Origin of the sequence: Spirabiliibacterium pneumoniae, from assembly GCF_014884995.1 — a bacterium.
Taxonomy (GTDB): domain Bacteria; phylum Pseudomonadota; class Gammaproteobacteria; order Enterobacterales; family Pasteurellaceae; genus Spirabiliibacterium; species Spirabiliibacterium pneumoniae.
Genome location: NZ_JABMII010000003.1, coordinates 86,845 through 106,757, shown reverse-complemented (window position 1 = coordinate 106,757; position 19,913 = coordinate 86,845). Strand labels below are relative to the sequence as shown.

20 protein-coding genes are annotated in these 19,913 nt (G+C 45.2%); 12 read left to right on the top strand and 8 right to left on the bottom strand.

Annotation, left to right across the window (positions count from 1 at the left end; all coding sequences use genetic code 11):
* Positions 1–45: 45 nt before the first annotated feature.
* Together purU and HPC38_RS01990 are read right to left on the bottom strand one after the other, a co-directional pair.
* Entirely contained in the window at positions 46–882 is an 837-nt protein-coding gene (gene purU / locus HPC38_RS01995; RefSeq protein ID WP_208119606.1) for a formyltetrahydrofolate deformylase, read from the bottom strand.
* 62 nt (positions 883–944) lie between these two features.
* Positions 945–1,352 (bottom strand): H-NS family histone-like protein, encoded by a 408-nt coding sequence (locus HPC38_RS01990; protein WP_208119605.1) that lies wholly within the window; start codon positions 1,350–1,352, stop codon positions 945–947.
* 308 nt (positions 1,353–1,660) lie between these two features.
* Here HPC38_RS01990 and HPC38_RS01985 point away from each other — a divergent pair, with 308 nt between their 5' ends.
* The 3 genes from HPC38_RS01985 (at position 1,661) to ilvN (ending at position 5,611) form a co-directional block, all read left to right on the top strand.
* Positions 1,661–3,196, top strand: coding sequence for a Na+/H+ antiporter NhaC family protein (locus HPC38_RS01985; protein ID WP_208119604.1), 1,536 nt, complete (start codon positions 1,661–1,663; stop codon positions 3,194–3,196).
* A 206-nt stretch (positions 3,197–3,402) separates the two neighbouring features.
* Positions 3,403–5,127, top strand: coding sequence for an acetolactate synthase 3 large subunit (locus HPC38_RS01980; RefSeq protein ID WP_208119603.1), 1,725 nt, complete (start codon positions 3,403–3,405; stop codon positions 5,125–5,127).
* Positions 5,120–5,611 (top strand): acetolactate synthase small subunit, encoded by a 492-nt coding sequence (gene ilvN / locus HPC38_RS01975; protein WP_208119602.1) that lies wholly within the window; start codon positions 5,120–5,122, stop codon positions 5,609–5,611. Before HPC38_RS01980 ends, ilvN begins: the two co-directional genes overlap by 8 nt.
* 43 nt (positions 5,612–5,654) lie before the next feature.
* Here ilvN and aroA read toward each other — a convergent pair whose 3' ends face one another.
* The 3 genes from aroA to serC are packed head-to-tail and all read right to left on the bottom strand — an operon-like array spanning position 5,655 to position 9,164.
* On the bottom strand, positions 5,655–6,956 hold the full coding sequence (gene aroA, locus HPC38_RS01970; protein ID WP_208119601.1) for a 3-phosphoshikimate 1-carboxyvinyltransferase: 1,302 nt from the start codon (positions 6,954–6,956) through the stop codon (positions 5,655–5,657).
* A gap of 1 nt (position 6,957) precedes the next feature.
* Entirely contained in the window at positions 6,958–8,055 is a 1,098-nt protein-coding gene (hisC, locus tag HPC38_RS01965; RefSeq protein ID WP_208119600.1) for a histidinol-phosphate transaminase, read from the bottom strand.
* 26 nt (positions 8,056–8,081) lie between these two features.
* Entirely contained in the window at positions 8,082–9,164 is a 1,083-nt protein-coding gene (gene serC, locus HPC38_RS01960; protein WP_208119599.1) for a 3-phosphoserine/phosphohydroxythreonine transaminase, read from the bottom strand.
* A 197-nt stretch (positions 9,165–9,361) separates the two neighbouring features.
* Between serC and HPC38_RS01955 the strand changes: the two genes are divergently transcribed.
* From HPC38_RS01955 to kdgR, 3 genes are all read left to right on the top strand, one after another.
* Positions 9,362–9,685: a DUF496 family protein gene (locus HPC38_RS01955; RefSeq protein ID WP_208119598.1), complete on the top strand. Its 324-nt coding sequence runs from the start codon at positions 9,362–9,364 to the stop codon at positions 9,683–9,685.
* A 128-nt stretch (positions 9,686–9,813) separates the two neighbouring features.
* The gene (gene suhB / locus HPC38_RS01950; protein ID WP_208119597.1) at positions 9,814–10,602 is read left to right on the top strand and encodes an inositol-1-monophosphatase; all 789 of its coding nucleotides are present in this window, start codon (positions 9,814–9,816) and stop codon (positions 10,600–10,602) included.
* A 206-nt stretch (positions 10,603–10,808) separates the two neighbouring features.
* A complete protein-coding gene (gene kdgR / locus HPC38_RS01945) occupies positions 10,809–11,603 on the top strand; it encodes a DNA-binding transcriptional regulator KdgR (RefSeq protein ID WP_208119596.1) in 795 nt (264 codons plus the stop codon).
* Positions 11,604–11,654: 51 nt separating this feature from the next.
* Here kdgR and HPC38_RS01940 read toward each other — a convergent pair whose 3' ends face one another.
* Positions 11,655–11,813 (bottom strand): DUF1328 domain-containing protein, encoded by a 159-nt coding sequence (locus tag HPC38_RS01940; protein ID WP_208119595.1) that lies wholly within the window; start codon positions 11,811–11,813, stop codon positions 11,655–11,657.
* 189 nt (positions 11,814–12,002) lie between these two features.
* Here HPC38_RS01940 and HPC38_RS01935 point away from each other — a divergent pair, with 189 nt between their 5' ends.
* The 6 genes from HPC38_RS01935 to HPC38_RS01910 all read left to right on the top strand — a co-directional run bounded on the left by HPC38_RS01935 (position 12,003) and on the right by HPC38_RS01910 (position 16,817).
* Positions 12,003–12,758: a Nif3-like dinuclear metal center hexameric protein gene (locus HPC38_RS01935; RefSeq protein ID WP_208119660.1), complete on the top strand. Its 756-nt coding sequence runs from the start codon at positions 12,003–12,005 to the stop codon at positions 12,756–12,758.
* Between the two features lie 101 nt (positions 12,759–12,859).
* The gene (locus HPC38_RS01930) at positions 12,860–13,174 is read left to right on the top strand and encodes a DUF883 family protein (RefSeq protein WP_208119594.1); all 315 of its coding nucleotides are present in this window, start codon (positions 12,860–12,862) and stop codon (positions 13,172–13,174) included.
* Between the two features lie 59 nt (positions 13,175–13,233).
* Positions 13,234–13,635, top strand: a complete 402-nt coding sequence (locus tag HPC38_RS01925) for a phage holin family protein (protein ID WP_208119593.1) — start codon at positions 13,234–13,236, stop codon at positions 13,633–13,635.
* 1 nt (position 13,636) lies between these two features.
* Entirely contained in the window at positions 13,637–13,909 is a 273-nt protein-coding gene (locus HPC38_RS01920; RefSeq protein WP_208119592.1) for a hypothetical protein, read from the top strand.
* A 97-nt stretch (positions 13,910–14,006) separates the two neighbouring features.
* A complete protein-coding gene (gene fabI / locus HPC38_RS01915; RefSeq protein ID WP_208119591.1) occupies positions 14,007–14,795 on the top strand; it encodes an enoyl-ACP reductase FabI in 789 nt (262 codons plus the stop codon).
* 60 nt (positions 14,796–14,855) lie between these two features.
* Positions 14,856–16,817, top strand: a complete 1,962-nt coding sequence (locus HPC38_RS01910) for an exoribonuclease II (RefSeq protein WP_208119590.1) — start codon at positions 14,856–14,858, stop codon at positions 16,815–16,817.
* A gap of 102 nt (positions 16,818–16,919) precedes the next feature.
* On the opposite strand, the gene pntB is transcribed toward HPC38_RS01910, so the two are convergent.
* A complete protein-coding gene (gene pntB / locus HPC38_RS01905) occupies positions 16,920–18,290 on the bottom strand; it encodes a Re/Si-specific NAD(P)(+) transhydrogenase subunit beta (protein ID WP_208119589.1) in 1,371 nt (456 codons plus the stop codon).
* A 10-nt stretch (positions 18,291–18,300) separates the two neighbouring features.
* Positions 18,301–19,836 (bottom strand): Re/Si-specific NAD(P)(+) transhydrogenase subunit alpha, encoded by a 1,536-nt coding sequence (gene pntA, locus HPC38_RS01900; RefSeq protein WP_208119588.1) that lies wholly within the window; start codon positions 19,834–19,836, stop codon positions 18,301–18,303.
* Between the last annotated feature and the right edge of the window lie 77 nt (positions 19,837–19,913).

Below are 19,913 nucleotides of genomic sequence, written 5' to 3'. Positions count from 1 at the left end.
AACCGCACTTTAAAAGTGCGGTTTGTGAGTGATATAAAGCAAGGATTAAAACACCACGGTACGGTTTTTGTAAACGAAAATGCGATCTTGTAAAGCGAGGTCAAGGGCTTGGGTAAGTACACTTTTTTCCACATCGCGCCCTGCTTTCATCATCGCTTGGGCATCGTAGGTGTGGTCAACATTTATCACGCTTTGGCGGATGATTGGGCCTTGGTCAAGCTCGTTGTTGATGAAGTGCGCGGTGGCACCGATGATTTTCACGCCACGTTCATAGGCTTGTTGATACGGCTTAGCACCGATAAACGCCGGCAAGAACGAGTGGTGAATATTGATCACGCGGTTTGGGTAGCGCTCCACAAATTTTGGATTGAGCACACGCATATATTTCGCCAGCACGATGTAATCTGGCGCATATTCATCAATTTTGGCAGCCAGCAGCTCATCATGCTGTTCACGGGTGAGATCTTTATGGCTAATATGATGAAACGGCACATCAAAGCGTTCCACCAATTGGCGCAAGGTATCATGATTGCCAATCACGGCAGCAATTTCAACATCCAACGCGCCGTAATAGTTTTTCATTAAAATATCGCCAATACAGTGCGCTTCTTTGGTCACTAATATGACAATACGTTTGCGCTTTTTGGTCACTAAACGATAATTAGCCCCTTCTGGCAAGGCTGATTTTAAATCGGCAAGCAATACCTCATCATTAAAAATGCCAGCAAGCTCAGTGCGCATAAAAAAGCGTTTACTGATATTATCAACATATTCGCTATTATGGATGATATTTAACTGATGTTTATAACAAATATTGGTGATGTTGGCGACTAAACCTTTGGCATCCACACACTCAGTTAATAAAATTTTATTTTCGGTCATACGGTTTCCTGCAAAAAAATAAACCCTTGAAATAAGGGTTTATTCAGTTATTTTATTTTTGATTAAATTTCAAACTCAGCTAACTTTTTACCCGCATCCAGTGCTTTTTGAATGATTTTAGGTGTACGTCCTTGACCTGTCCACGTTTTTTGTTTGCCATTTTCGTCGGTGTATTGGTATTTGGCTTTACGTGGCGCTCTTTTTTTGCGACCTTTGCTTGTAACATCTTGCAGTAACATTTCAGCTAATTCTTCAGTGCTTAATCCACTTTGTTCAAGCTGAGTACGCAGTGATTCTATTTTTTCTCGGCGCGCTTTTTCTTGCGCTTGCACTTCTTTTAATTTCTCTTTTTTCTCATCGAGCACTTGTTGCAACTTCTCGATAATATTTTCTAGCTGCTCAACCGTCAAGGTTTTTAACGATACGCGTAGGCTACGAATATTCGATAATTTTTTGATAAAATCAGACATAGTCATTCCTATTATTTAGATCTAAAACAGACGAGAAAAATATAAATCAAAATGATATAAAATTCAAATATATTTAATCTCATGCCTCGCAAAAATACAAAAAAATAGCCATTGAATTCCATTACCATCACACATCATGATACAAATACACAATTACACGAGTTTCTGCTTGATTTTTCGCGAGTTTCTTGTAGTCTTTGGCAATGCGGTTTATGTGCAAATTTTCAAGACAAAAGCACTACCCTATCAATATTCTATTTTGATAGGCCTTACCGCACTTTTTTTGACTTTTTATACGGATAGTTATTATGCAACTCATTGACTTTTCAAGCTCTTTTTGGTCGGTTGTACCGCCACTACTTGCGCTTTCGCTCGCCATCATCACTCGCCGTGTGCTGCTTTCTCTCAGCGCAGGAATTATTGTCGGTGGATTAATGTTAACCCATTGGAATCCGATGGATGGCGCAATTTATATTAAAAATAGTGTGTTATCGCTCATCTATGGCGAGGACGGCCTCAATTTCGACAGTCTCAATATCATTATCTTTTTATTAATTCTCGGCGCGCTGACCGCACTTTTAACGGTGTCTGGCAGCAATCAAGCCTTTGCTGCTTGGGCACAAAAACATATTAAAAACCGTCGTGGTGCAAAAATGCTCACCGCAAGTTTGGTGTTTTTCACTTTTATTGATGACTATTTCCATAGCCTCGCGGTGGGTGCTATCGCTCGCCCTGTGGCGGATAAATTTAAAATTTCACGTCCTAAAGTGGCATATATTCTGGATTCTACCGCCGCACCGATGTGTGTGCTAATGCCAATTTCTAGCTGGGGCGCGTATATCATGACTTTGGTAGCGGGGCTTTTAGCAACCCATGCCATCACGGATTATTCACCTATCGGTGCGTTTGTCAGCATGAGCTTGATGAACTATTATGCTATCTTTGCGCTTATCACGGTATTTATCGTGGCGTGGTTTTCATTTGATATTGGGTCGATGGCACGCTTCGAACGTGAAGCTATAAATAAGCAAAGTGCGGTTGAAGCCACCTTTGATTCACAAAAAGGGCGCGTTTATGCACTGTTGCTGCCGATCATCACATTGATTGTTGTGACAGTCGGCATGATGATCCACACGGGTGCTGATGCGCTCAGTGCAGATGGCAAACCATTTTCCATTCTTGGTGCATTTGAAAATACCACTGTGGGTATCTCTCTGGTGGTGGGTGGTAGTGCCTCTTATTTGGTTGCCCTGCTGTGCACTTTAGGACTTATCAGTGTCTCCGAATGGTTGAAATCTATTTGGGTCGGATTCAAATCCATGTCGGGTGCAATCGTGATCCTCATTTTTGCTTGGACGATCAATGCAATTGTTGGCGATATGAATACAGGCAAATACCTCTCGTCACTTGTCGCTGATGGCGGTTTGAATGCACAATTCTTACCTGCCCTATTGTTTGTGCTCGCCGTGGTGATGGCATTTTCCACTGGCACCAGCTGGGGCACTTTCGGCATTATGTTGCCGATTGCAGCATCAATGGCAGCCAATGCTGACCCAAGTTTAATGCTGCCATGTATGTCAGCGGTGATGGCAGGCGCGGTGTGTGGTGACCACTGCTCTCCAGTGTCTGACACCACGATTTTATCGTCAACAGGCGCGGCATGTAATCATATTGATCACGTTACCACTCAATTGCCATACGCCTTGATTGTGGCAAGTGCCTCATTTGTCGGCTTTTTAACACTTGGTTTTAGCGCGTCAGCATTGTTTGGTTTCATTGCGACCGCACTTTGCTTGGTTCTGATGCTGTTCATCTTTAAATCCAAACAAAGCGTGACTGAGTAATAAAAATTTCATACTGGCAATTTTATAAAATGCGATATTTATATCGCATTTTTTTATTTTTAAACATTTATTTTTTATAAAATATCGATTTATTAAAATTTTAAGAATAAAATAAAAAAATATCTCAAATTACCATATAAAAAATTACTAGACATTACCCATTCTTTATCGTAAAACTAAATAAAATTAACAATACGGGAGTGACTATGAAAAAGTTATCGGGTGCTGAAATCATTGTGCAGGCGCTGCAAGATCAGGGGGTGAAGTATGTCTTTGGCTATCCTGGTGGCTCAGTGCTAGATATTTATGATGCCATTCAAACGCATGGTGGGATAGATCATATCCTCGTGCGCCACGAACAAGCCGCTGTACACATGGCTGATGGCTACGCTCGCTCAACAGGCGAAGTTGGCTGCGTGCTGGTTACATCAGGGCCAGGCGCCACGAATGCGATTACAGGCATTGCCACCGCCTATATGGATTCAGTGCCGATGGTGGTATTTTCAGGTCAAGTGCGCTCGGCACTGATTGGCTCCGATGCGTTTCAAGAATGCGATATGGTGGGCATCTCTCGCCCTGTGGTGAAACACAGTTTTTTGGTCAAACGCACAGAAGACTTAGCTCAGACAATCAAAAAAGCCTTCTACCTCGCCTCTTCTGGTCGCCCAGGGCCTGTTGTGATCGACTTGCCAAAAGATGTGGTAAATCCCGCCTATAAAATTCCGTATCAATACCCTGAACACATCAGCCTGCGCTCATACAATCCAACTCTGCATGGCCACAAAGGGCAAATTAAGCGGGCATTGAAAGCCATGCTGGTGGCAAAAAAACCTGTATTATTTATCGGCGGTGGCATCATCAGCGCCAATTGTGCAACTGAACTCACCGAATTTGCTCGGCGTCTAAATTTGCCTGTGGTAAGTTCACTAATGGGGCTTGGGGGCTTTCCTGCAACGGATAAACAAAGCCTGGGTATGCTCGGCATGCACGGCACCTTTGAGGCCAACAATGCTATGCACCATAGCGATTTAATTATTGCTATTGGTGTGCGTTTCGATGATCGCACCACCAATAATTTGGAAAAATACTGCCCAAACGCAAAAGTGATCCAAGTGGATATCGATCCCACCTCTATCTCTAAAAATGTGCCTGCGTATATTCCAATTGTGGGTAGTGCAGAATTGGTACTGGCAGAATTTTTATCACTACTCAGTGATGATCAGCTGATCAAATCACAGACCGCACTTTCACCGTGGTGGGAACAAATTGAGCAATGGCGCGCTAAACAATGTTTAAAATACGAACATAAGGACAATGTTATTAAGCCACAACAAGCCCTTGAAATGGTGTATAAACTCACACAAGGCAACGCCTATGTGGCCTCCGATGTGGGGCAACATCAAATGTTCACCGCACTTTATTACCCATTCGACAAACCAAGACGTTGGATTAACTCAGGTGGGCTAGGCACGATGGGCTTTGGCTTGCCTGCTGCAATGGGCGTGAAACTCGCTCATCCTGAGGAAACGGTGGTGTGTGTCACAGGCGATGGCAGCATTCAAATGAATATCCAAGAGCTTTCCACTGCACAACAATATAATATCCCCGTGGTCATTATCAGTCTGAACAATCGCTTTTTGGGCATGGTGAAACAGTGGCAAGACATTATTTATGCAGGAAGGCATTCGCAATCGTATATGAAATCCCTGCCTGATTTTGTCAAATTAGCAGAAGCCTACGGACATAAAGGTATTCAAATTAACACCCCAGCGGAGCTTGAGCCAAAACTCAAAGAGGCATTTGCGTGCAAAAATCAACTTGTATTCGTGGATATTTTAGTCGATGAAACGGAACACGTTTACCCAATGCAAATCGCAGGGGGCGCGATGAATGATATGATGTTAAGCAAAACGGAGAAAAGCCATGCGTAGAATTATCTCAGTCTTACTTGAAAATGAAACAGGCGCACTTTCACGCGTGGTGGGGCTTTTCTCACAACGGGCGTTTAATATTGAAAGTTTGACCGTCGCGCCGACCGACGATCCAACGCTGTCACGCATGACTATTGAAGCCTTTGGCGAAGAAAAAGTGCTCGAGCAGATCGAAAAGCAACTGCACAAGCTCGTGGACATCTACAAAGTGATGAGCTTGAGCGAATGTGAGCATGTCGAACGCGAGATCATGCTCTTAAAAGCACGCGCCAGTGGCAACACCCGTGATGAACTCAAACGTATGTCAGATATTTATCGCGGGCAAATTGTGGACATTACGCCGAAAAGCTATACCATTCAGCTCGCTGGCACCAAAGATAAACTCAACGCCTTTGTCAACGCTGTGAAACAAGAAACAGATGTGCTTGAAATCGTGCGTTCAGGGCTGATTAGCCTTTCTCGTGGCGAGAAGAACTGTCTCTGACCGCACTTTACACAAACCGCACTTTACACAAAGTGCGGTTTTATTATTTGGCCAATTGCTGAAAATCCGCAAAAAAGGTCGGGAACGTTTTTGCCGTGCAGTTGGGATCGCATATCGTCACAGGGGTATCAGAAAGCGCAATCAAAGCAAAGCACATTGCCATGCGGTGATCGTTATAGGTTTCAATTTCCGCGTGTTTAAATTTCGCTAAATCCAATGGCTGAATACGGATATAATCTGCCCCCTCTTCCACCTCAGCGCCCACTTTGCGCAGCTCCACTGCCATCGCACTTAGACGATCGGTTTCTTTCACGCGCCAATTGGCAATGTTGCGAATCACCGTTTCACCTTCAGCAAAAAGTGCGGTAGTGGCAATGGTCATTGCTGCATCAGGAATATGGTTCATGTCCATATCCACGCCATGCAATGGCGCTTTCTCGGCTTGAATAAAATCCTCACCCCAAGTGATTTTCGCACCCATTTTTTCCAACACATCAGCAAAGCGTTTGTCCCCTTGAATGCTGTGTTTGCCAACCCCAACCACACGCACGGCTCCTTTTAACGCACCAGCGGCGAGGAAGTAGGAGGCCGACGAAGCATCACCTTCCACCAAAAACTGCCCAGGGGATTGATACTGCTGCCCACCTTTGATGAAAAACCGTTTATAGTCTTGATTGACTACCTGCACGCGAAATTGCGCCATCATCGCCAAGGTCATATCAATATACGGTTTTGACACCAGCTCGCCTGTGATCACAATTTCACTGTCGCCTGCCGCCATCGGCATTGCCATCAAAAGTGCGGTCAAAAACTGGCTCGACACTGAACCATCGATAGTAATTTTGCCACCACGCAACCCCGTATTGCGCACGGCTAACGGCGGATACCCCTCTTGCTCAAGGTAGTCAATCTCGGCACCTGCTTGGCGCAGTGCATCAACTAAATGCGCGATCGGGCGCTCTTTCATTCTCGGCTCGCCCGTGAGCACCGTTTCGGCGACCGCACTTTGCGGATGATTCAAGCACAGCGCTGCTGTCAATGGGCGCATCGCTGTACCCGCATTGCCTAAAAATAGCGCCTGACCTGATTGTAGCGGGAATGCCCCACCCAGCCCTGTGACCCAACATTCACGCTTATCCGCCGATAAACGGTAATTCACGCCAAGCTGTTCTAACGCATTAAGCATATGGCGCACATCATCGCTATCAAGCAAGTTAGTCAGGTGCGTTTCGCCCTGTGCCAACGCGCTGAGCAACAATGCACGATTCGACAGGCTCTTTGAACCAGGCAGCCGAATTTCGCCTTCCATACGCACGATCGGGTTAAGGGTGATTTTCTCACTCATATTAAAGCCCCAACACCGTACTTAATCCGTCGATAAAGCGTTGATTTTCGTGTGGCAAGCCAACGCTCACGCGTAAATGATTTGCCAGCCCATAACCTGCAATTGGGCGTACAATAACCCCTTGTTCCAGCAATTTTTGATAAATCGGCGCCGCTGGTTGTTTTAAATCCAGCATAATGAAATTACCTTTTGACGGCACATAACCCAGCCCCTTCTGGTCAAAAAACTCACTCAATTGGCGCAAGCCAGCAGCATTGTTAACGGCGGCTTTTTCAACAAATTCATCGTCATTGAGCACTGCGGTGGCCGCGGCCAAGGCCAGCGAGTTGCAGTTAAACGGCTGGCGAATACGGTTGAGTAAATCCGCAATTTCCTCATTTGACACGAGATAGCCCACACGCAACCCAGCCAAGCCATAGGCCTTTGAAAAGGTGCGGCAAACCAACAAATTTGGGAATTTGCGCAGCAACTCAAACGACGGCACGCGCTCGCTTGGCGCGGTGAACTCAGTGTAGGCCTCATCGAGCACCACTACAATGTGCGCTGGTACTTGTTCTAAAAAATGTTCAATCTCAGGCGCAGTTAAGAAAGTGCCCGTTGGGTTATTCGGATTGGCGATATAGATCACTTTGGTTCTATTGGTTATCGCTGCTAAAAAGCCGTCTAAATCATGCCCATAATTTTTCGCGGGCACAATCACTTGCTTAGCATTGATCGCTTTTGATACCAGTGGGTAAACAATAAACGTATATTGTGAAAATATCACTTCATCATCAGCACCTAAAAACGTGTGCGCGGTGATTTCCAACAAATCGTTTGAGCCATTGCCAAGGATAATGTGCTTCGGATCAAGGCCAAATTTTTGTGAAATCGCCTGCTTAAGTTCAAAGCCGTTAGCATCAGGATAACGGGTGAGGTTGTCTAGTTGCGCTTGAATGGCCTCTTTGGCACTTTGCGGAAAGCCAAATGGATTTTCGTTTGAAGCTAATTTTACAATATCGGTTAAACCTAACTCACGCGCCAGCTCTTCAACAGGTTTACCAGCTTGATAAGGAGAAAGGCTTTGTACGCCAACATTCGCTTGGGTTAAAAATGTCATATTCATCCTTTAATTTCAATATGGAGTTAACGCTGTTGTTCAAATGCCTGCATAAAGTCAATCAGTGCATTAATGCCATCCAATGGCATCGCGTTATAAATAGATGCACGCATGCCGCCCACAATGCGATGACCTTTGAGCGCCTGCAAGCCTGCGGCGGTGGCTTGTGCCACAAATTGCATATCACGCTCGGCATCACCCGTGGTGAAGGTGACATTCATGCGCGAGCGGTTTTCCCGTGCCACTGTATTGTGGAAAACCGCACTTTGATCGATAAAGTTATAAAGTGCTTGCGCTTTGGTTTGATTGCGCTGAGCCATGGCATCAAGCCCACCGTGTTGCAGCAGCCATTCAAATACCAATGAACAGAGATACCACGCAAATGTCGGTGGCGTATTGAACATAGAATCGCTATCACGCAGCACCTGATAGTTCCAAATTGAAGGCGTAATCGGCTGTGCCCGGCCGATCAAATCATCGCGCACAATGATCAAGGTAATGCCCGCAGGACCGACATTTTTTTGTGCTCCAGCATAAATTAAACCAAAACGACTGACATCGATCGGACGAGAAAGAATGGTTGACGACATATCCGCCACCAGCACGCCATCGCCAACATCTGGCACATCAAAGATTTCAACGCCACTAATGGTTTCATTCGGGCAGTAGTGTACGTAATCGTATTGTGACGCAACCGCTGATAAATCAGGCAGATCAACCGCACTTTGCCCTTTTTTCTCAACCAGAATATCTTGCACCTCAATTGTGCCGTAGCGTTTGGCTTCATCGGCGGCAGCATTTGACCAATAGCCACTATTAAGGTAAAGCGCCTTGCCTTTTGGAGTGAGCAAATTCATCGGAATTGCCGCAAATTGCCCTCGCGCGCCACCTTGCGCAAACAGTACTTGATAATTATCGGGAATGGCGAGCAGCTCACGCACTTGTTCAATGGAGCGCTTTGCCAGCGCCATAAAGTTTTTACCGCGGTGGCTAACTTCCATTACTGAGGTTTGAAGTTCTTCCCAATTGCGTAATTCGTTTTGCGCTTTTTCCAGCACCTCAGCGGGCATCATCGCTGGGCCTGCGCTAAAATTGAATACCTTTGACATGATTTATCCTTGCGTTTGTGATATCTAATCAATGAAATGGGTTAGTTTTAACACTGCACCCATCATCAATCAATCAATTTATGCACTTTTGGGCAAAAATTTCTTAATCTTGCTCACAAATTCCATTCATAGACTTTGACCCCAGAAGTAAAAAAAGCTAAATTACCAATAATTCATCTTATAAAGGACATAAAACCATGGAAAAAGTCAGCAAACAATCTTTTCAGGATGTACTGGAGTATGTGCGTATGTATCGCTTGAAAAACAAATTATTGCGCGATATGGACGATGTACAACGTAAAATTCGCGACAACCAAAAACGGGTGCTCTTACTCGATAACTTAAATCAATATATCACCGATGATATGTCGGTGGCCGACATTCGCGCCATTATTTTATCGATGCGTGATGACTATGAAGATCGCATTGATGATTACATTATTCGCAATGCTGAAACATCCAAACAGCGCCGCGAAATCAGCAAAAAAATGGCAGAACAGGCTAAAGGCCCAGCCAAATAATAAAAGGCACCTGAGCGTGCCTTTTTCCATTTTTCCTCTTACAATTTAACCCAAGTGCGGTTATAATTGCGCTCAGGGCTAGCTTTACGCTGGCGTAATTTTTGTTCTTTTTAAACTCGGTGGACCCAATGAATCCCATGTTAACAATTGCTGTTCGTGCTGCACGAAAAGCAGGCAACTTGATTGCCAAAAGTTATGAACGCCCTGACAGCGTTGAAGTACACAACAAGCAAACTAACGATTTTGTCACTAACGTCGATAAAGCGGCTGAGGCTGCCATTATCGAGGTCGTTAAAAAATCTTATCCTGATCACACCATCATCGCCGAAGAAAGTGGTGCACAGGAAGGTGCGAACGCGCAAGTGCAATGGATTATTGATCCACTCGATGGCACAACCAATTTCACCAAATCCTTACCGCACTTTGCTGTTTCCATTGCTGTTCGTGAGCATGGCCGCACCACTGTGGGCGTGGTTTATGATCCTATTCGCAATGAGCTATTCACCGCCGTGCGTGGTGAAGGCGCCAAACTCAATGAAATGCGCTTGCGTGTTAATAATAAGCAAGAGCTTGACGGCAGCATTATCGCAACAGGTTTCCCATTTAAACAAAAACGCAATATGCCAACCCAATTTAATATGATGACCGCAATGGCTGACCAAGTGGCTGATTTCCGCCGCACAGGCTCCGCAGCACTTGATTTGGCCTATGTGGCAGCAGGGCGCGTAGATGGCTATTTTGAAAGCGGATTGAAACCGTGGGATTGTGCAGCAGGCGATTTGATTGTGCGTGAAGCGGGTGGCATTGTCTCTGATTTCACTGGCGGTCATGCCTATTTGCAATCAGGCAACGTTGTCGCAGCGCCTGCCAAAGTTGCAAAAGCAATCTTAAATAAAATTCAACCATTTGCGAAATAAACACGCCCAACCGCACTTTATGTTTTATGAGATGTTATCGCAAAGTGCGGTTAGGTAACAAAGCTGTTAATGTTAATTATTAAAAATGTGCTCAATATCTCAAAATATTGATATATCGAAAAAATAATAAAAGTCTCTTTTGAAAAAAATAATTTTTTCCCTATAATGAGCGCACTGTGCCGTATGAACAGAATGAGTGGATAAAAATGGATAAAGCAAAAGAAAAGGACACACAACCCGAAGCCGTTTCATCTGTGCTGAAAGTTTTTGCAATTCTTGAAGCGCTTGCTAAGCAAAAAGATATTGGTATAACTGAACTTTCCCAACGTTTAATGATGTCAAAAAGCACGACCTATCGCTTTTTACAAACTATGAAAAATCTTGGCTTTGTTTATCAAGAAGGTGAAACGGACAAATATGGCCTGACCATCAAATTATTCGAAGTGGGCGCCTGTGCACTGGAATACACGGATCTAGTGCCCCTTGCCGACAAAGAAATGCAAAAAATTGCCAACCAAACAAATGAAGCATTGCATTTGGGTATTTTTGAAGGGCATGAGATTGTTTATCTGCACAAAATTGATTCTGGCTATAATCTGCGTATGTATTCCCGCATTGGTCGCCGTAACCCGCTTTACAGCACCGCGATCGGCAAAGTATTAATGTCTGATCTTGATGACGACAGAGTAAGAGAAATTTTAAAAGATGTAGAATTCAAGCGTCACACTGAAAATACGCTAGAAAATGTTGATCAGTTGCTCGCTGAACTGAAGGACGTGCGACAACAGCACTTTGCACAAGACAACGAAGAGCAAGAAGCAGGCTTGCGCTGCATCGCAGCACCTGTTTATAACCGCTTCGGTCGCATTATTGCTGGCGTGTCCATTTCTCTGCCAACCGTGCGATTTGAGGAAGAAAATCTCGAGAGCTTGGTGAAATTGCTACAAAATGCAGGTAAAAATATTTCAGAGAATCTCGGATTTCATCACTACCCTGTATGATAAAAAACATAAAAAAGGGAAGCTTTGCCTCCCTTTTCTTTCGTTGTGTTGTTACCTTTTTCGTCCAAAAATAAATGAGATAACGGAAAGCACTAAGAAAACGATGAACAAAATCTTAGCGATGCCCACAGCACTACCTGCGATACCACCGAAACCCAGCGCCGCCGCGATAAGTGCAATTACGAAAAATACGATAGCATAATGTAACATATAATATCCTTTTGTTATTGTAAAACCACGTTACAAATCAAGCTATTTCAACTAAGATAACTTTTATGTAACATATATATCTATACCATAAGCAATATTCATATTGCAAATTTCTTACGGATTTTGTTTGCAACATTTTAACGCTCTATCAAAGCACATTGACGATTAAGAGGTGTGTATATGCCAGGAATCAACCACTACGAACTTGAACATATTATCAATCACGAATTAAAAAGCGATGAGATTAAAGACTATGCCCCCAATGGGCTGCAAGTGGAAGGTAAAAGTGCGGTTAAAAAAATTATCTGTGGCGTAACTGCTTGCCAAGCACTGCTCGACTATGCCACCGCACAACAGGCTGATGCCGTACTTGTTCATCATGGCTATTTTTGGAAAAACGAACCTGTCACACTCACAGGCATGAAGGCAAAACGCATTCGCACATTAATGCAAAATAATATCAATCTTTATGCCTATCACCTGCCTTTGGATGTGCATCCCCATTTGGGTAATAACGCCCAGCTTGCTAAGCGTCTTGATATTATCGATCTAGAGCCGTTAGAAGACTCGCCATTCTCCATTCCCGTTTATGGCAAATTAGCTCAACCGCTCAGCGCAGATGCACTTCGGCAGCGGATTTCCTTTATTCTTGAACGTGAACCACTGCACTGTGGCGATAATGCGCCTGAGCGCATTGAGCGCGTAGCCTTATGCACGGGAGGTGGACAAGATTACATTGATTTAGCCGCCGCTTATGGCATAGATGCCTTTATTACTGGCGAAGTTTCAGAACGCACCATTCACACTGCGCGCGAAATGGGTATTCACTTTTATGCCGCAGGCCATCACGCCACCGAACGCTTTGGCGTGCAAGCATTGGGCCACTGGTTAGCCACACACTTTGATTTAACAGTGGAATATCATGAAGTGAATAATCCTGCTTAATGTAATATAATTGTAAAATTCTTGCAAAAGTGGAGCAGATATGCCATTATCAAAGGCAGATCATTCATAAAGTGAACAACATAACACATAAGGAGTTGTATATGAAAAACACTTTTGACAACAAACGTGACGAGCTTTTGTCTGAGTTGCAAGACATCTTAGATTCTGCTGAGAAATTAGTAGAAGAAGGTGGCGAAGTTAGCGCAGATCAACTCAAAAAATTGAAAAAACAATTAGTTGAGAAAACTGACGGCTACCGTGAACAACTCGATGATTTGCGCGCAAAAGCAGCAGATAAAGCACGCGCGGCAATTCGTCAATCTGATGAGTTGATTCAAGACAACCCATATAAAACCATCGGGATCGCAGCTGGCGTTGCTTTCTTAGCAGGTTTGTTAATCAACCGTAGTCGCTAATCACATTAAAAGAAGTCGCCTAGCGGCTTCTTTCCTCTTAAGCTACATGGAGATGACGTATGCAAAGTGTTAGCAAAATCAAATCTGGGGTTAAAAATACCGTTGTGACCGCACTTGAGCTTGCCAGCGTACGTTTGGAAATGGCCAGCGTTGAATTAAGCGATCTCAAATCTCGCTTGATTGCCATTGTGATCTGTGCCCTGCTTGCATTTATTCTTTTTCTTTTCTCAGGCATTAGTTTATTGTTTGCCCTTGATGCTTGGTTGCCTGTGGAGCAAAAAGCATTCGCATTTTTCCTGATCACGGGCATCGGCTTTGGTGTAATGGTGCTTTTGGGCATTGCGATTGTGGTCATGTTACGCAAACAAAAAGGCTTTTTACCTGACACATTAACTGAAATTAAACAAGATGTTGCGGCTATTAAGCGCGCTATGCGTTCAAGCCCATCTCAAGGAGCGTGATATGAACAAACGTCAACAGCTTGAGCTCTTGCAGTTACGTGGTGAAATTCTGCGTCAGCGATTTAAACTCGAAAGCCGAGACACCAAGCAAAATATCGCCGAACCGCTGAGCTATGCGAAATCCTTAGCCAGTCCGCTTATTCGCTCTGCGCTAATTTCCATTGGCACGCGCTTACTCTTCGGTGGTAAAAAATGGTTACTGTTGCCTGCGGCAGGTGCAGGCGTGGCATCGTTTTTCTTCCTTAAAAACAAACAGCAAGATGACAACAAGTAACTGCGTGACAATAGATTATTGATTCGCTTTTCAGTATAATACCCCCTAATCATGATGAGCATTTCGCTCATCTTTTCTTTGAAACTAGGACAACATTATGGGCTTTTTATCCAATAAACGTATTTTAATCGCAGGTGTGGCAAGTAACCGCTCAATTGCTTACGGCATTGCCAAAGCCATGTGTGAGGCGGGCGCTGAGCTGGCATTCACTTATCAAAACGACAAATTAAAACCTCGTGTTGAAGAATATGCCAAAGATTTCGGTTCAAATATCGTCATTCCATGTGATGTGGCCAACGATCAAGACATCGAAAATTGCTTTGCCGAGTTAGGCAAACACTGGGAAAAATTTGATGGCTTTGTACATGCCATCGCTTTTGCACCTGGCGACCAACTTGACGGTGACTATGTCGATGCAGTCAATCGCGAAGGATTCAAAATTGCCCACGACATCAGTTCATACAGCTTTGTAGCCATGGCCAAAGCTGCACGCAAAATGCTCAACCCTGGCTCAGGCTTAGTAACCCTTTCCTACCTCGGTGCAGAACGCGCTATTCCAAACTACAACGTGATGGGACTGGCTAAAGCCTCTTTGGAAGCCAACGTGCGCTTTATGGCGAACGCTATGGGCAAAGAAGGCATCCGTGTGAATGCCATTTCCGCTGGCCCTATCCGCACTTTAGCGGCCTCTGGCATTAAAAACTTCAAAAAAATGCTCTCCCATTGTGAAGCCGTTACCCCACTGCGCCGCACTGTAACCACTGAGGATGTGGGTAAAAGTGCTGCATTTTTGTGTTCTGATCTCGCCTCTGGCGTGACAGGTGAAATTCTGCATGTCGATGGTGGTTTCAACATCGCCGCCATGAACGAATTAGACGCGGAATAATCTCTACACCTTTACAGCAGTATGTCACATACTGCTGTTTTCTTTTGCATCAGGACAATCATGTTTCAAGACAATCCACTGCTTAGCCAATTAAAGCAACAACTACACGCCAGCAAACCACGCGTTGAAGGCACTATTCGAGCCAATGACAAAGGGTTTGGCTTTTTGGAATGCGATAAACAAAGCTACTTTATCGCACCACCTGCGATGAAAAATGTATTGCACGGTGATAAGGTCAAAGCCATTCTCAATCAAGACGGTGAAAAAACACAAGCCGAGCCTGAAAGTCTGATAGAGCCAATGCTCGGTCGCTTTATTGGTAAAGTGCGGTTTAATAAACAGCAAAAGCCGCAAGTGGTGCCCGATCATCCTAATATAAAACGCGCGCTCAGTGCCGTGAGTACTGAAAATGTGGGTGAACTGCACGAAAACGACTGGGTTGTCGCACAACTTATTAATCACCCGCTGCGCGACAACGGCGGCTTTAAAGTCAAAATTGAACGCATTATTTGTGCTGCTGATGATAAATTTGCACCTTGGTGGGTAACACTTGCACGCCACCAACAACCTCGCGAGCCTGTCGCTGGGCTGGATAATTACACGTTGGATGATATTCCACGCCAAGATCTCACCGCACTTTCATTTATCACTATTGATGCGCACAGCACACAGGATATGGATGATGCGCTTTATATCACCCCATGCGAAAATGGCTGGAAATTAAGCATCGCAGTAGCAGATCCAACTGCGTATATTCCCGAGCACAGCCAAATTGATCAAGACGCGCGCCAGCGTTGTTTTACAAACTATCTGCCAGGTTTTATCATCCCTATGTTGCCCGCTGAACTCTCTGACGAGCGCTGCTCGTTGCGCCCACATGTGCAACGCCCCGCACTGGTGTGTGAAATAACGCTTGATAACGAAGGCAAGATGCAAAGCCTACCTGAATTCAAAGCCGCGTGGATTGAATCCAAAGCGAAACTAGATTATGACGATGTGTCCGATTATTTAGAAAACCGTGATAACGCATGGCAGCCTGCCAATGACATCATCGCCACACAGCTCAAGCAGTTGCATCAATTTGCACTCACTCGCATCAACTGGCGGCAAGAACATGCCTTATTGTTTAATGAACGCCCAGATTATGTGTTTGAGCTGGCTAATGACGGTGAAGTGAAAGCGATTCACGCCAAACATCGCCGCATTGCCCACAAAATGGTAGAAGAGTGTATGATTCTTGCCAACACCGCCGCAGCACATTACCTCAGCCAAGAAACAAAGTGCGGTATCTTCAACGTACACAACGGCTTTGATAAAAAATTCTTATCACAAGCACAGGATTACCTGCTCGACGCACTCACACTTTCTCCTGAAAGCCCTGAAGCTGAACGCTTTAGTAAAGAAAATTTAACCCAGCTCGAACATTATCGCAGCATGCGTCAAACACTGGACCGCCGCAACCTATACGCTGCAGAGCTACGCCTGCGTCGGTTTTTACAACCAACAGAATTTAAAATAGAGATTGCACCGCACTTTGGTCTAGGTCTCGAAGGCTACGCCACTTGGACATCACCAATTCGCAAGTACTCTGATATGGTCAACCACCGCATCATCAAAGCGCACTTACAGCAACAACCGATAACTGCACCTGACGAACCCCTTTTACAACGCTTGCAAGAGGCTCGCCGCCAAAATCGCCTAGTTGAACGCGACATCGCCGACTGGCTTTACGCCCGATTCTACGCTGCACAAAATAACGAAAGTGCGGTCCATCACGCTGAAGTCACCGACATCAGCCGTGGCGGCATACGCGTACAAATCACCGACACTGGCGCAAGTGTGTTTATTCCCATGAGTAACATTACTGCAGATAAAACAACAGTGAATGTCAATAATGACGAAATTGCACTGTATATCAATGATCAAAAATGCTGGCAACTAGGCGATAAAGTCAACGTTGAAATAATCGACGTCAACCTCAATACGCGATCATTAGTAGGGAAATTATATAATAAAGAATAAAAAGAATTAAATAATCAAAAAATAATGATTATTTTATAGCTTTTTAATCAATTTTTCTGATAAAAAAGCCGCTTTCAAGCGGCTTTTATTGTAGGTGAATAATTACAGTGCTTTCAAGATATTATCCACGCTCTCTTTGGCATCGCCGAAGAGCATTTGGGTGTTATCTTTGAAAAAGAGTGGGTTTTGCACGCCAGCGTAGCCGGTGTTCATTGAGCGTTTAAACACGATTACATTTTGGGCTTTCCACACTTCTAGCACTGGCATGCCCGCAATTGGGCTATTTGGATCGTCTAGTGCGGCTGGGTTGACGGTGTCGTTCGCGCCGATGACCAGCACAGTGTCGGTATCACTGAAGTCATCATTGATTTCATCCATTTCCAACACAATGTCATAAGGCACTTTAGCCTCGGCCAACAACACGTTCATATGCCCTGGCAAACGCCCAGCCACTGGGTGGATACCAAAGCGCACGTTCACGCCTGCATCACGCAATTTTTGCGTAATTTCTGCAACGGGATATTGTGCTTGCGCGACCGCCATACCGTAGCCTGGGGTGATGATCACAGAACTTGAGTTGCGCAGTAATTCTGCCACTTCTTCAGCGGTGATTTCACGGTGCTCGCCTTGCTCTTCGCTGCTTGACGCTTGCACGTCGTTGCCAAAGCCACCAGCAATTACGCTGATGAAAGAGCGGTTCATCGCTTTACACATAATGTAAGAGAGGATCGCACCGCTTGAACCCACCAATGCCCCTGTTACGATGAGCAAGTCGTTGTTGAGCATAAAGCCCGCGGCGGCGGCGGCCCAACCAGAATAGGAGTTGAGCATAGACACCACAACCGGCATATCCGCACCACCGATGGAAGCCACCAAGTGCCAGCCAAAGGCCAGTGCAATGAGGGTCATCAAAATTAATGGGAAAAGGCTGGCATCGCCGACAAAGCCAATCATTAACAACGCTGACACAATAATGGCAGCAAGATTTAATTTATGGCGATGTGGCAACATTAGTGCTTTGGATTTAATAATACCGCGCAGTTTGCCAAAAGCCACGATGGAGCCGGTGAAGGTTACCGCCCCGATGAAGATGCCTAAAAAGACTTCCACATCGTGGATGTTTTGCATCACAGAATCCAACGCTGGGTGCTCAAGGTAGCTGTTAAAGCCCACTAACACCGCAGCCAAACCCACGAAGCTGTGCAAAATCGCAACCAACTCTGGCATTTCGGTCATTTCCACTTTCAAGGCTTGGCGGATGCCGAGCACGGCCCCGATCGCCATGGCAATCACAATCCAGATATGGCCTTGCGTGTGTGGTCCAAAAACGGTGGCAATTAAAGCAATGGTCATCCCCACGATGCCAAACCAACAGCCTGCTTTGGCACTTTCGTGTTTAGACAACCCTGCCAAACTCATAATAAACAGTAATGCGGCGACAATATATGACGCTTGTACAAACCCTACTGACATGGCAGACTCCTTACCCTTTTCTAAACATAGCGAGCATTCGTTGAGTCACTTTAAACCCACCGAAAATATTAATACTTGCCACTAACACAGCGATAAATGCTAAGAAAGTAACAACTCCATTGCCTTGCCCAATTTGTAGCAAAGCACCAACAATGATGATCCCTGAAATGGCGTTAGTAACCGCCATCAGTGGCGTATGCAAGGCATGGCTGACATTCCATACCACGTAGTAACCCACCACACAAGCAAGCACAAACACGGTGAAGTGCGACAAGAACGCCGTTGGCGCGACGGAGGCAAGCCACAAAAAGAGCACAGCAACTGCAGCCATTGCGCCGTATTTCACTTTTGGATCGGCTTTTTTCGGTGCTTCTTTTTCCACTTTGGCAGCGGCTTGTGGTTTTTGTTGTGGTTGCGCAGAGACTTTTATTGGTGGCGCAGGCCAAGTAATTTCGCCTTCGCGTACCACAGTCACGCCACGCAGAATCACATCCTCAAAATCAATGTTAATGTTGCCATCTTTTTCTTTGCACAACAGCTTTAACAGATTGACTAAGTTAGTGCCATAAAGTTGTGAAGATTGGGTTGGCAAACGGCTTGGTAAATCGGTGTAGCCGATGATTTTCACTTGATTATCCGTGGTAACCACCTCGCCCGCTTTGGTCAACTCACAGTTACCACCCGTAGCTGCCGCCAAGTCGACAATCACGCTGCCAGGTTTCATGCTTTCGACCATTTCTTTGGTCACCAAGCGCGGGGCTGGTTTGCCAGGGATAAGTGCGGTTGTGATAATAATATCCACTTCTTTAGCCTGTTCAGCATAAAGCGCTAATGCACGGCGGTTAAACTCTTCCGACATCACTTTGGCATAGCCATCACCACTGCCGCCTTCTTCTTGATAATCAATTTCCAAGAAAGACGCGCCCATACTTTCAACTTGCTCTTTCACTTCAGGGCGGGAGTCAAAAGCACGCACAATCGCACCAAGGCTATTTGCAGCCCCGATTGCAGCAAGCCCTGCAACACCTGCGCCGATCACCAACACTTTCGCTGGTGGCACTTTCCCTGCCGCCGTAATTTGCCCCGTGAAGAAGCTGCCAAATTCGTGAGCGGCTTCCACCACCGCACGATAACCTGCGATATTCGCCATTGAACTTAATGCGTCGAGGGCTTGCGCACGAGAAATCCGCGGCACGGCATCCATGGCTAACACGTTGATTTTCTTTTCCGCCAATTTTTTTAATAAGGCTTCATTTTGCGCTGGCCAAATAAAGCTGACCAGTGTTGCACCTTCTTTAATCAACGCAATTTCATCATCGCTTGGCGCGTTCACTTTAAAGATAATATCACTTTGCCAAACCGCACTTTGATCGACGATTTCCGCCCCTTCGGCCGCATACATCTCATCTTCAAAGCTGGCTTTAAAGCCGGCATTATGTTCAATTGCCACCTCAAACCCGAGCTTTTTCATCTGCACGACGGTTTTCGGTGTGGCTGCCACACGGCTTTCGTTATCCAGCCGCTCTCTCGGTACACCAATTCGCATTGTCTTTATCCTTTTATTGGAATTACTCTTTGGATATGAGCCATATCCACCCTAAGCACGCCGAATCAGGTATTTTC